The organism is Halotia branconii CENA392 (assembly GCF_029953635.1).
GTDB classification, from domain to species: Bacteria; Cyanobacteriota; Cyanobacteriia; order Cyanobacteriales; family Nostocaceae; genus Halotia; species Halotia branconii.
This window is the reverse complement of sequence record NZ_CP124543.1, coordinates 733,936-747,434: the sequence shown is the minus strand read 5'-3', so window position 1 is coordinate 747,434 and position 13,499 is coordinate 733,936. Positions and strand designations below refer to the sequence as shown.

Genomic DNA, 13,499 nt, shown 5'->3' with positions numbered 1-13,499 from the left:
GTTTTTATCGTTTTACAACAAAACCATGAAAAATATGAACAGAAAACACTTTAGTTATAATATTTGCAGATATTCCCTGCTTAAAAGCCTAGTGTAAGTCAATATTGATTAATTTCTTTTATAAGTGAAATAAAAAATACTTGACTTTATCGGGTCACACAATCGCAGGAAAACAAGACAACCATGCTTGACGCTATTATCATTATCTCATTTATCCTGGCAGCAGCAGGAATAGGGTTCTACAGCACTGAACTACTACCCAATGGCTCACTAGATCGGGTAACAAATATAGAAGCTTTACGCTTAGTTGTTGCCGTCTTTGCCGCTATTATTGGTGGTGCGATCGGACTGAGTTTTCAAACGACATATCGCCGCTTAGAAGCACAAGTCCGAGAAATGCCACTGGAAATGATTTTAACTCGTGCTGTGGGTTTAGTCATTGGGCTATTGCTAGCTAATTTAATGCTAGCCCCACTATTTTTGCTACCCATCCCCATAGACTTTGGATTTATTAAGCCTCTGGTAGCAGTTGTTGGCAGTATTATACTTGCTGTCACTGGCATGAATTTAGCAGATACTCATGGGCGAGGCTTATTGCGGTTTATTAATCCCAACACTGTGGAGACGATGGTAGCGGAAGGAACACTAAAACCCGCTAATACCAAAGTTTTAGACACTAGCTGTATTATTGATGGTCGCATTGAAGCACTACTAGAAACAGGTTTTCTTGAAGGGCAAATTATCGTACCACAGTTTGTCTTACAGGAATTACAGCAAGTAGCGGATGCTAGTAAAGACCAAAAGCGGGTGCGGGGAAGGCGTGGGCTAGAGATTCTTAACCGCATTAAAGGAACTTACAGCGATCGCATTTTGATCAACCCTGTTGATTACGAAGATATTGCCACAGTAGATGCGAAATTAGTACGCTTTGCCCAAGAAATAAATGGTACATTGCTGACCAATGATTACAACTTGTCCAAAGTTGCTAGTGTGCAAAAAGTACCTGTATTGAATGTTAATGACCTTGTGAATGCCGTGCGTCCTAGTTACCTACCTGGCGACAACTTGGATTTAAAGGTTCTCAAAGAAGGTAAAGAACCGAGTCAGGGAATCGGCTACCTAGATGATGGCACTATGGTTGTTGTTGAAGAAGGTAGTAACTATGTAGGTGCTGAACTGCGAGTAGTAGTCACCAGTGCTTTGCAAACCTCAGCAGGACGAATGATTTTTGCCAAACCCCAAGCTTCAGCATTGGCATGAAGGAAAATGTCAAGTGCAATTAGAATAAAAAACCTCACCCCACTTGCGGGATGAAGTTTTTGGCATAGGGAATGGGGTATAGAGAAGAAGTAATCAGTTATCACTGTTAACTGATTACTGATTTAACCACCCATGAATGGACGGAGTTTTCCACCGCTTTCAATAAAGTTGTGCTTACGCATAGCGTCGGCGCAACCATCGGTGCAGGTTTAGTGTACCGATTATTTTTTTGAGGTTTAATACCAATTTAATGTGAGGTTGCACATATCTAGATCCCCCTAAATCTACGCCAGTCGCCTCAAGTCGGGCAACCCACCTACGGCGCTGGCTCCCCTTAAAAAGGGGGAACTTTGAGAGATTTTCTCCAGTTTTCCCCTTATTAAGGGCAGGACTGTTCATTTTCGCTCAACAGGTAAAATTGCAAGTGTTGAGGCGATAAAAATCATGGGTGCTTCTCTAATTGGACATTTGCATTTAGTTTTGATTCTTTACACTACCAAAAAAAACTTGTTCAGGAATAATGTTTTACACGGAGAGCTTAGGTACTGCCTGAGATTTTCTCACTAATTTGTATATTTGCTCAAGTGAGATACTTCTAATAGCTTATGAACTATAACTATATTTTCAAACGTGTACATACATACAGACAACAAACACTAAAAGAAAATAAAGAAACCTATCTTTTAACTTGCCAAATAATAGAATAGTAATCGTAACCGAAGATACAGATATTTAGTTGGTTATCTCTTCTACTGCATATTTGTAAACAGCTGAGTACAACTTAATATATCTCAAAATATCTTGCCTAAATCGCTGCAACTTTTACAGGCAAAGTTATTCAGAGTGAGTACATAAATTCTTAACCCTTGACCCTAAAAATACTAGTACCCCTATTGGGAAACACTAGCACCTCTACCCCAAGAGAAATTTTAAATTTCCCTTAAATCAGGGTTTGGGGTGTATGAGTACAACCTTAATCAATTCAATAAATCCAATCGACATTGGATGTACCGTCCAGTTGGGAGTCACCTGATATAAGCAGAAAAATAACACATGGCTCTTTCAACCAGACACCATCGATGCAACAGTCCTTAAAAAGTATCAAAAATTCCCAAACTGCAATCACTGCGGATTCTCCAAATAGATCCTTGCTGAAAAGGTTACTCTCTGGCAATTTTTTTGAGCCATTGTGGAGTGATTTTCAGATTATCTTTGAACGCGATCCAGCAGCTCGTAATTGGCTAGAAGTGGTGTTTTGCTACCCTGGACTGCACGCACTATGTTTGCATCGTCTCGCCCACTGGCTACATTGTCGGGGAGTAAGTTTCATCCCCCGTCTGATTTCTCACTGGGGTCGGTTTCTGACGGGAATTGAAATTCATCCAGGTGCAGAGATTGGTAAAGGCGTGTTTATCGACCACGGTATGGGCGTGGTGATTGGTGAAACTGCGATCGTGGGAGACTTTACCCTGATTTACCAGGGCGTTACCCTTGGCGGTACTGGCAAAGATAGTGGTAAGCGTCACCCAACCTTGGGTAAGAACGTTGTGGTGGGTGCGGGTGCGAAAGTTTTAGGTAATCTGCAAATAGGCGATCGCGTTCGTATTGGCGCAGGTTCAATCGTTTTGCGCGATGTTCCTACAGATTCTACCGTTGTAGGCGTTCCCGGTCGAATTATCTCCCGCAAAGAAAGTACAAATCTTTGTCCCTTAGAACACGGAAAACTCCCTGATTTGGAAGCAAGTGTGATTCGTTCTTTGCTTTCACGCATTGAACAACTTGAACAAAAACTCAACACTCAAAAGTCAATGACCAAGAATCACTAATATCAATTCGTAATTCGTATCTCTGACAACTGACAACTAACTACTGACCACTAACAACTAATGACCAATAACACTTTAGGCGATCAAGTTTTGCAGATACCGTTGAGCGATCGCTGGCGAATCTATCACCGTTTACAAGAGTTGAAAATTTCTTGTTCTTGTCATGCTGATGGTTCTTTACGAGTACAAGTAAATACTTTGTTAGAAGCGGTTCTCATCCGTAGCACAGTGATACAATTTCTGGCTCATCGCCATGAATTAGTCGAATGGCTAGAGCGTTGCTGGGATTATAGTGCTGAGTGCTAAGTAAAAAAGGAAATACATTTTCTTAATTTGTCCTGTTTTAAACAAGACACAATTTAGATTTAGTTTGCCTAACACATTTGGAAATTCAGCAGTGAAATTACCAAAACAAATTGGTAGTTTCTAATTGTTACTTTTTTCTTAGTCCAAATAAGGTGTACTTCCAAATTATGGTGACTCGTAATAGCGAGATCAATTTGATCAACTTTTTACATAACGAACTCGCTCTTTCAAATGCAGATATTTCTGTGGCACTGCGACACCGTGAGTTTGATCATGAGCCTCTCTCAATGCTGCTTTGGCAATATGGGCTAGTTAATTTAGAACAACTAGAGCGAATTTTGGATTGGTTAGAAAATCAGCATTAGTAAGTAGTCGCGCAAAATTAAATTCATTTGTGTAGAGAGGAAACAGGGAACAGAGAAAATAAGTGCGTAATTAATTTTGTTTAGTTACTTAGTACTTTTACTCGCTTGTCATCTCATCCGAAAAAAAGACTTGCAATTATATGAGGATACTTCAATGATTTCTAGCTTGATTGCCGGATTTTGTGTTTTATTTTCTTTGGGACTTGCTAATAGCTTTTTTAGCTATCTCCTACTAAAAAAAGTTTTGCCTAGCAAGGGTAAAAATAATTTCTAAATTATACCTATTTTTGGTTTGCTGTCATACAGATGTGAAGTTATTAGTTGAGTAATATTAAAGAATCATGAAGATGAACTATTAATTGTGTGAGTTGAGAGCATTTACCATTCACTATTCAACATTTGTATTAGGCACTAACTACTACTAGGAATTACGGAATAATCGGCTCACAATCCATAAAGAATATGAAGAAAAATTCCTCAGAGGGATATTTCAGATGAATGAAATCTTAATTAATGACACTACATTACGTGATGGGGAACAAGCAGCAGGTGTTGCTTTTACCTTTGAGGAAAAATTAGCGATCGCTAAGTTTCTAGATACCATTGGTGTTCCCGAATTAGAAGTTGGGATTCCGGCGATGGGACAAGAAGAAATGCGCGCTATATCTGCAATTACAAATTTGGGGTTGCAAGCAAACCTTCTGGGCTGGAATCGTGCTGTGATCTCAGATATCAAAGCTTCCATCGCCTGTGGTTTGAAGCGAGTGCATATTGCTATCCCTGTTTCTGGTATCCAAATCGCCGCTAAATTTCATGGACAGTGGCGGGTAAGTTTGCAAAGACTCAAAGATTGTATCAGCTTCGCTAGCGATCGCGGTCTTTGGGTGGCAGTTGGTGGCGAAGATTCTTCTAGAGCTGACGAAAGCTTTCTTTTGGATGTAGCACTTCATGCTCAAGAATGGGGTGCATCACGATTTCGTTTTTGTGACACTGTAGGAGTTCTTGACCCATTTAGCACCTACGCTAAAGTCAAGCGATTGGTGGCAGCTTTATCAATTCCCTTAGAAATCCACACTCACAATGATTTTGGTTTGGCAACAGCTAATGCCTTGGCTGGGATGAAAGCTGGAGCCTTTTCTGTAAGTACCACAGTTAACGGATTAGGCGAAAGAGCTGGTAATGCTGCTTTAGAAGAAGTGGTGATGTCAGTCAAACGCATCTATGGCATTGATTTGGGTATTGACACTCGCCGTTTGTTGGAATTGTCGCAATTAGTGGCTTTAGCATCAGGCTCTAAAGTACCGCCTTGGAAGGCAATTGTGGGTGAAAACACTTTTGCTCACGAGTCGGGAATCCATGCTCATGGCGTATTGCAAAACCCCCTGACTTACGAACCATTTACACCTGAAGAAGTAGGTTGGGAACGACGTTTAGTAATGGGTAAACATTCTGGTCGGCATTCAGTGTCTAACATGTTAGAACAGTACGGCATCTTTCTCAACCCAGAAGAAACTCAGTTTATTTTAGATGCAGTACGCCAGCAGTCAGTACAGAAAAAACGCAGCCTCACAACCGAAGAAGTATTGAATTTGGTCAGAGAACAGAGGTACTCTCATGCAACGTGATGAATTAGAACTGGATTTACCTCCCGTTTTTGAAATTGGTGAAAAAGTCAGACTTCGTAAACTGATTAAAAACGATGGTACATTTCCTGGCCAAGAAGTTGGGGCAGTTTTAGCAAACAAGGGAGATGTTGGCTACATAGCAAGTATAGGTACATATCTACAGAGTTCGTATATCTATGCTGTGCATTTCTTAGAGACAGGGTTCGTCGTCGGTTGTCGCAAAAAAGAACTAGAATCTGTTGAGGAATCTCATGAAAGTAATGCTACGGATGAATGATGCTGGTACATTGGTTGTCTATGTTGCTAAAAAAGACTTAGAAGAAGAAGTAGTTAAACAAACAGACACAGATGCAGGAAAGATTCTGACTTTAGCAAATGGCTGGGAATTAGAATTTCGTGAAGTACCTAAACCAGAAAACTTACCTCAAACCGTAGAAGCTAAACGCCTTGCCTAACAAGAATTATGAGTTAAGACTTATGATACTTAACTCCTAACTCTTATAGCAGGTTGCATTTATTCAAACCACATTCTTGCGTTCTTCTTTGCGTCTTTGCGCGCCAGTTGCTACAAGTCGGGGAACCCGCCCAACGCACTGGCTTGTCTTTGCGTGAGAAAAACAAGATCTGGTTCATAAACCTGAGATTAGCTGTAATTTCTAAATCATAACTGTTCACTGTTCACTGTTCAAAATCTACAATTAAAAATGGGTGACAAATATCTGACTTTATCGGAATTGAATCTTGAAGGGCAGTTTTTAGGTTTTATTGGTGATAAACCAGGGAAATCAAAATACTTGCAGTTAGCAATTCCATCAGGAAATGTGCAAATTAAACTACCTAAAGAGTTGCGTCGTCCACTGGGTTCATCTTTAGTGCCTGGTGAACCAATCAGTGTTTGTGGTATCAGTAAGTTAAATCCACATACAGGTGAGATTAAATTTAAGGCCTATCGAGTCACACCAGTTGCTACTTGCCCAATTCAAGATTTACCAGATCAGCCCGAAGCCAAGATTCTGGTATGTCAAAAGTCAGGTTGTGTAAAGCGGGGTGGTAAAGGATTTTTGTCAGAATTAGAAAAAACTTTGGGCGATCGCGGTCTATTAGACAAAGTTACCATTGAACAAACAGGCTGCCAAAAACGTTGCAGCAGCGCCCCTAACTGTGTTTTACAGCTAGGTAAAAAGAAATACAAGAAAGTTCGTCCAGAAGCGATCGCCTCACTACTAGAAACTCACCTCAATAATTTAGGTCTTGGCTAAGTCAACAAGAGGCAAGGAGCAGAAACTGGCAATCGTCCAAAGTTTAAATCATTCAAATACTACTGTTCGATTTCCATACACCAAAACCCGATTTTGTAAGTGTAAACGCACTGCTCTAGCTAATACAACGCGCTCCAAATCTTTACCTTTTCTAATCAAATCATCAACTTCATCGCGGTGACTTACTCGTACCACATCTTGTTCAATAATCGGGCCAGCATCTAAATCAGCAGTGGCATAATGAGCCGTTGCACCAATAATTTTTACACCACGTTCAGATGCACGATGGTAAGGATTTGCACCTACAAAGGCAGGTAAAAATGAGTGATGAATGTTAATAATTTGCGGAAATTTAGCAATAAAATCTGCACTAACAATTTGCATATATTTTGCTAAAATCACCAAATCAATTTTGTACTGTTGCAATAATTCTAATTGTTGGGTTTCTTGCTCGGCTTTATGATCTTTAGTAATAGGAATATGGTGGTAATCGATGCCAAATTGCTCTACTACTGCTTTTAAATTAGAATGATTGCTGACAATTAAAGGAATTTCAGCGGCAAACTCTTGAGCGCGTTGTCGCCAAATCAAGTCAAGCAGACAATGGTCTTGCCGACTTACCCAAATAGCAATGCGTGGTACAGTATCAGAAAAGTGCAGTTCCCATTTAGCACCCAAAGGTTGGGCAATAGCATTAAATGCAGGTGCAATAAACTCTCGCGGTAAATTAAATCCTTGTAATTGCCATTCAATACGGGTGAGAAATAATTCAGCAGCAAAGTCTGTATGCTGATCTGCATGGATAATATTACCGCCATTAGCATAGATGAAGTTGGCAATTTTCGCCACTAATCCCCGTTGATCGGGACAAGAAATCAGCAAAGTTGCGGTAGGATTGATCATGTTAAGGTTGCAAGACAGATATTAAGTATAATTACTAATAAAGTTTTCTTAAATTAGTCTAAATGCCAGTTTAAACAAGAATAATCAAAATTTGACATCCTACTGCTGACGATGAAGCCAATTTTACTAATATTCCTTTTAAGTTAACGTTAATTTTATTAATAAAAAACATTACAGTATCAGGACGGCATATAAAATACAATTTGTTCATATTACCGTCAATGAGATTTATAAGAAAAACTCAACTTCAATTGACAAACAATTTATGTAAACATTATGTTACATGCACTTCTGTTTTCTTTAGTAATAATCGTCTACTTAGTGATGGGCTACTATTTATTTAATGAATGGTTGTTTTTCTTTTTACAAGATGAAGAAATGAGTTCAAAACAACGTTCTTTTTATCAGATGATTTTGATCATCATGACTATCTTGTGGCCGATAGTAGTACCATTTGCTTACTTAGAGCTATTAAAGTTTCATAAAAAACACAAAAAAGATATTGATATACTAATCAATCAAACAGATGAGATGATGGCTAACGATTGATGCAAAATAAAAAATCTGTAAATTTATAATTTACTGTTAATAATTTACACATTATTAAATTAAGTTTATATCTCTCTCAAAATTGATTATTTTATACTTTCTGGAGTTGGTTGAGGAATATTTAATGAAGGTAGTTGATTGCCATTGTCTACAGATTCTTTCCATTCTGATAACTCTCGGTTTACTGCATTTTTAAAATCTGTAGATACCAACAGTAAATTAGTATTTCCATTTGGTTGAGTGGCAGAATCGGCTTGAGCATACAAAAAACGGTTATTAAAGTCAGTTTTACCTAAAATCAACTGATGAGTATCTTGATTCTTCAACTTAATATCGATGGTTGCTAAGGGTTGATCTAAATTAAATTCTCCTCGCTGGTTAGCTGGGATTGATAAAGTGCGATCGCTCTTACCTTTGATTAATAAATCCATCAAATATCCAACAATAGCATCATTTGCTGGCTCTGATACCGGAGATTTCAGCAACCACTTAGGGCTACTAGACTGGCTATTACGTTCTAGATTGATGGTCATATCTTGAGTTTTTACTGTTAAAGATTGCACATCATCGGCGGCAAAAGAGAAAATTTGCTGTTTTTGCTCCTTAACTTCTTGGCGCTGAGTTGCACCTTGAATTTCGTAGAAGTAAACAAAACCACCTAAACCTAGCGCTAGCAATATCAAAATTAAAGTAGTTTGTGTAAATTTCATTTCTTGGTCAGTTACCAGGGATATTTATTTTATAGTTTCGGCTGCTTACCTTACCTCCAACATAGTCTAGCAAAGAGTTTACGGCAATTTCCTTTATTATTCTCTCATGAGAATGATTAAAGAGCGTTATCAAGCCTATATTTGCTAGCGATCGCTTTTGATGATTTGGCAAAACAATTATATTTTCGGCATCATCACTTTTTTAAGTACTTAGTGGCAACTTTGATTTTAGTTCAATCAAGAACGATAATTTGAAATTTTAGTAATTTAAGATACTTTTATCAAGCCAATTTTTCATTAATAAAATAATTATTGATTATAATTGCTTATAGGTATCTGCCTTTTTATTTGTTATTTGTTAATAATAACTAAAATAAAAATAAATGTATTTTACTCAAAAATACGTAAACTTATTAACTTGATGTTACAAAAATAATACTTAGGTTTTAAAACAAAATTTATTGCTAAAATACACTTTTTTCAAAGTAAAACTCAGGGATAATAATTAGCAAAATCATAGTAAAAAACCTGTATTGCCTATTGGTTGACCTATTATCTTTCGTATCAAAATTTTCAATTCATGAATATTATTAGGTGTAATTTAAAGCAAAGTGCAATCTAGCTTTAGATCAGTAAAAGTTATAAGTATAGTTATAATTAAAACATAAAAACTAAATAAAATTACATATTTATACTGCTTTTTTAGCAACTAAAGTCAAATTAATAAAATTGTTACAGCAGATAAAAAACTTACATATATCAATATTTGATCCATTTTTATAGTTAGCACTACACCTTTTATAAACATCAATTAAATTGAGATATTTTTTCCCTGAACTTCATATTTATTAAGCGTTTGGCAGTAAATTATAGTGGCATGAAGAAGCTCATCTAAATATTTTATTGTGCTTGAGACTACATATTTAGTATTTTGTCAATAGATAATTAAGCTATTGACATTAGTCCAAGGATGTGCATAAAAAAATAATATAAATAATGTTACCTTTTACTCGGTATATACATACTAAAAAAATGACTTAAAACAATTAAAAATTGTTCCTCGGTGCAATTTGTTCTCATTCAACTCAATCAAAAATATGAGAAGATGCACTAGTCAAAAATTTAGGAGGTTCAAGCAATTTTCATAATTTCAGTATATTTACGGTGAGACTTTCATTTCTTTCAGGTTTATAAAAAGGCAACTCTTTAGTGTTCTGAATTCCATCGTCCTGAACGATGACTTGGCTATTACTGAAAATCACAAAATTAGTGATTTTGTCCAAAATGTCTATCTGAAAACCTTGATTTAAAAGGGAATTCAAAACATGACTATCATTAGCGTTACTACTTCCGCAGATAACGGTTCAGGTTCTTTGCGAGAGGCGATCGCCTCGGCTGGTGCAGGTGATACTATCAAGTTTGCTTCAGGTCTTGCCAACAAAACCATCAAACTCACCAGTGGAAAACTTGTCATTACTGAAGACATAAAGATTGACGGCTCAGAGGCAGCAAATTTAAAAATTAGCGGCAACAATAGCACAGGAGTATTTCTCGTAGAGCGACAAGTCAATGTGACATTTAATGACCTGACTATTGCCGATGGTTACACCTCTGGAAAAGGTGGTGCAATTCAAGTTTTAGACTACGGCAATATAAAAGTCACCAACTCTCAATTTGACAATAATAGCGCAGGTATTGGTGGAGCTATTGGTCTTGGCTTTGGTGTCAGAGCAACTGTAGTTAATAGTCAATTTGATGGTAACGATGGTAGCTTAACAAACGCTGAATACGGTGGAGGAGCGATCGCCACTGTTGGCGCTGGTAATCTTGTTGTCAAAGACAGCAAATTTACTAACAATAAGGGCGTGAATGGCGGTGCAATATATAGCCTACTCGGTACACTGACTGTTGAAAACTCAGTCTTTCTCAAAAATAGTTCAGAAGGTGACATGGGTGGCGGTGCTATCTTCACTGATGGAGCTAACCCAATCGGGCCTGATTCGAGAAACATCGGCTCTGGAGGTACAATTATCGTCCGTGGTAGTCATTTTGAAGGAAATAAGACTGAAGGAGAAGGAGGCGCACTGTTTCTCTATGGTTATGGTCCAGACAAAATCATCCTCGAAGACAGTACCGTCATTGGTAACTCCGCTGGCATTAATCCTCAAGGAATTTCTCGCGGAGGTGGGTTAAGAGCTAATAGCGACTTGACAATTCGCAACGTCACCTTTGCAGATAATAGGGCTGTCAGACAAGGTGGAGGGATATGGCTAGATGGTCATTCGCCAGTGGACATCATCAACAGCACCTTTTCTGACAATAGTGTCAGCGAAGATGCGGGTGGAGCAATGTTTATTAACACTGATAGTAACGTTCCCGTCAACATTGTCAATTCCACTATTGTTGATAACTCTGCTGGACGAGCAGCAGGAGCAATATGGGTTCCAAATGCAACTCACCCGACAAAACTCACCAACTCAATTGTTGCTAACAATACCTCCGCTACTAAAGCACAAATGCAAGTTGACTTTGAACTCAAAGATGGTGGTGGCAATATTGAATATCCTAGTTCACCAGTATCATGGGGTACGCGAGTTGTAGCAGGTAGTGAGATTGTTGACCCAATGCTTGATTCGTTAAAAAACATTGGGGGAGTTTTAATGCATCCCCTCAAATCAGGCAGCCCTGCGATTAATGCTGGAAAACGAAATAGTATCACACCCTCTGTTGATGCTGGAATGGTGCAACGAGATAGTGAACCAGATATTGGTGCTTTCGAGGCGAATGTCAGTAGAAATGCTCCATTAACTCAAGTCACAAGTCAGTCTAATAGTAATTCCAGCAACAATTTCATCTATGGTACTAAAGGTAGTGACACAGTAGTTGGTGGCTATGGCAATGATATCCTCATGGGTGGCTATGGTAACGATATCCTGATTGGTGGAGAAGGTGTTGATGTTCTAATTGGTGGAGAAGGCGTTGACCGATATGTCTTCCAATACTATTCAGAAAGAGGTGACATTATTATGGGTTTTGAGATTGCAAGAGATATCATTGACCTCAGCCCAGTGTTCAACAGAGCTAATAATACCGCCTCTAAGCCTTTTCAAGATTGTATACGACTAGGGCAAGTAGGCAATAATACTGTTGTTAAGATTGACGCGAATGATGATGGTACATGGTCTGATGATATTGTGATGCTGAAGGGCATCAAAGCTAGCACCTTGACTGCTGATAATTTCTCTTTGTAAAAGTCAAAAATCCCTTTTGTAAAGACACTAACGGGACTTAGGCAAAAAAAGAGAATAAAAAAGGCTATAATGCAGAATTAGCATAGGTTTTACGTCAAACTAACCCCCATGAAAGAGACAACTCCCACAGCTATGCCCCCATGCTTTGAAAAATGGTGTCAAAGGTTTGACGATGTATTTGGTCATAAAGCGCAAAAAAGGGAGTTTAGACATTATTTAGGGGGGTTGTTAGGAGAAAGCGAACGGAAAAACTTGTTCCAGCTCGCAGAAAATGCCGTAGGAGTAAATTACCACCGATTACACCACTTTTTGACAGATTCCCCTTGGTCGGCCACAAAGGTGAATGAACGACGCTTAGAGGTAATGAACAAGTGTAGTCAGACTAAAATCAGTAGGGGATTTAGCTTGATAATTGATGATTCAGGGCATAGGAAAAGTGGTAACTTTACCGAAGGTGTGGGAAGACAATATATCGGAGAAATTGGCAAGACAGATAATGGAATAGTGGTGGTAACAACTCATTTATATGATGGGAGAAAAAGCCTACCATTAGATATAGAGTTATATCAACACGCTGATTCATTACCCGAAGGAAAACAAGACCCTCTATTTGAGAAAAAAACAGAGATAGCAATTAAGTTAATAGACCAAACAAGAGAGCGAGGATATCAACCAGGAATAGTGATTGTAGATGCCGGATATGGTAACAATACATCATTCCTATTAGAACTAGAAAATCGCAAATTAAAGTATTTAGGAGGAATAGCCAAAAATCGGAAAGTCACAATTAGTGAGCAAGAGAATAATCAACGAACAATTAGGATAGATGAGTTAGCAAAGTCTATACCCCAAGAGGCTTTTAGCGAAACTCAACTCAATTTAGATAAACCTAGAAAAGTATGGGTAGCAACTTTTGAAGTAGAGATATCACGTCTGGAAGGTAAACGAAGTATAGCTATCGTCATGAATGCTGCTACTTTTTCTGATGCCACAGATATCGACTACTTTATTACCAATGTTTCTACATCTGTTGTAACTTCAGAATGGATAGTAAACACCTATTCTCAACGCAATTGGGTAGAGGTCTTTTATAGAGAAGCCAAGGGTTTTTTAGGATTGAAAGAATATCAAGTCCGAGATAAAACCAGTCTCATGCGACATTTTATCTTGGTATTTTGTGCCTATACTTTTGTCCTTTGGCATCAGTTGACTGGTGGTTTTAGACGTAGGTGGGCAACTAAACCGTTGAACACTTTTACTGAGGCTTTAGAAGCCTTTAGAACTGCTATTTCTTTCCGATTTATTGAGTGGTTGACTGTTAATCGTGACGTATTTGCCGCTCATAAAGCCAGTTTCGGCTTTATTTGGGCTTGATTTTTCCTTAAGTCCCGCTAAGAGGGAATAAAAAACTCCACCTACAAGGGTATAGAGTTTTTGGGCATAGG

Annotated in this window: 13 protein-coding genes; 11 read left to right on the top strand and 2 right to left on the bottom strand. The window is 38.2% G+C overall.

From position 1 onward, the window contains the following. Positions 1–183: 183 nt before the first annotated feature. The 8 genes from QI031_RS03300 (at position 184) to QI031_RS03265 (ending at position 6,641) form a co-directional block, all read left to right on the top strand. Positions 184–1,260 (top strand): PIN/TRAM domain-containing protein, encoded by a 1,077-nt coding sequence (locus QI031_RS03300; protein WP_281483798.1) that lies wholly within the window; start codon positions 184–186, stop codon positions 1,258–1,260. Positions 1,261–2,339: 1,079 nt separating this feature from the next. Further along, positions 2,340–3,086 (top strand): serine O-acetyltransferase, encoded by a 747-nt coding sequence (gene cysE / locus QI031_RS03295; RefSeq protein ID WP_281483797.1) that lies wholly within the window; start codon positions 2,340–2,342, stop codon positions 3,084–3,086. Positions 3,087–3,146: 60 nt separating this feature from the next. Beyond that, entirely contained in the window at positions 3,147–3,392 is a 246-nt protein-coding gene (locus QI031_RS03290; protein ID WP_281483796.1) for an Asr1405/Asl0597 family protein, read from the top strand. 167 nt (positions 3,393–3,559) lie between these two features. Next, entirely contained in the window at positions 3,560–3,757 is a 198-nt protein-coding gene (locus tag QI031_RS03285) for a DUF2949 domain-containing protein (protein WP_281483795.1), read from the top strand. 494 nt (positions 3,758–4,251) lie between these two features. Beyond that, the gene (gene nifV, locus QI031_RS03280) at positions 4,252–5,382 is read left to right on the top strand and encodes a homocitrate synthase (RefSeq protein WP_281483794.1); all 1,131 of its coding nucleotides are present in this window, start codon (positions 4,252–4,254) and stop codon (positions 5,380–5,382) included. Then, positions 5,372–5,659 (top strand): nitrogen fixation protein NifZ, encoded by a 288-nt coding sequence (locus QI031_RS03275; RefSeq protein WP_281483793.1) that lies wholly within the window; start codon positions 5,372–5,374, stop codon positions 5,657–5,659. The genes nifV and QI031_RS03275 overlap by 11 nt, the downstream gene beginning before the upstream one ends. After that, entirely contained in the window at positions 5,634–5,837 is a 204-nt protein-coding gene (gene nifT, locus QI031_RS03270; RefSeq protein ID WP_281483792.1) for a putative nitrogen fixation protein NifT, read from the top strand. Before QI031_RS03275 ends, nifT begins: the two co-directional genes overlap by 26 nt. 249 nt (positions 5,838–6,086) lie before the next feature. After that, positions 6,087–6,641 carry a (2Fe-2S) ferredoxin domain-containing protein gene (locus QI031_RS03265; RefSeq protein WP_281483791.1) on the top strand — a complete coding sequence of 185 codons (555 nt, stop codon included), beginning with the start codon at positions 6,087–6,089 and terminating at the stop codon, positions 6,639–6,641. 48 nt (positions 6,642–6,689) lie between these two features. Here the strand turns inward: QI031_RS03265 and purU are convergent, their stop codons facing one another. Next, positions 6,690–7,544, bottom strand: coding sequence for a formyltetrahydrofolate deformylase (gene purU / locus QI031_RS03260; RefSeq protein ID WP_281483790.1), 855 nt, complete (start codon positions 7,542–7,544; stop codon positions 6,690–6,692). 276 nt (positions 7,545–7,820) lie between these two features. Here purU and QI031_RS03255 point away from each other — a divergent pair, with 276 nt between their 5' ends. Then, positions 7,821–8,093, top strand: a complete 273-nt coding sequence (locus tag QI031_RS03255; protein ID WP_281483789.1) for a hypothetical protein — start codon at positions 7,821–7,823, stop codon at positions 8,091–8,093. An 86-nt stretch (positions 8,094–8,179) separates the two neighbouring features. Here the strand turns inward: QI031_RS03255 and QI031_RS03250 are convergent, their stop codons facing one another. After that, entirely contained in the window at positions 8,180–8,803 is a 624-nt protein-coding gene (locus tag QI031_RS03250) for a DUF4340 domain-containing protein (protein ID WP_281483788.1), read from the bottom strand. Between the two features lie 1,325 nt (positions 8,804–10,128). Here QI031_RS03250 and QI031_RS03245 point away from each other — a divergent pair. Together QI031_RS03245 and QI031_RS03240 are read left to right on the top strand one after the other, a co-directional pair. Beyond that, positions 10,129–12,054 carry a choice-of-anchor Q domain-containing protein gene (locus QI031_RS03245; protein WP_281483787.1) on the top strand — a complete coding sequence of 642 codons (1,926 nt, stop codon included), beginning with the start codon at positions 10,129–10,131 and terminating at the stop codon, positions 12,052–12,054. Positions 12,055–12,162: 108 nt separating this feature from the next. Next, positions 12,163–13,428 carry an IS701 family transposase gene (locus tag QI031_RS03240; protein ID WP_281480781.1) on the top strand — a complete coding sequence of 422 codons (1,266 nt, stop codon included), beginning with the start codon at positions 12,163–12,165 and terminating at the stop codon, positions 13,426–13,428. The last annotated feature ends 71 nt before the right edge of the window (positions 13,429–13,499 follow it).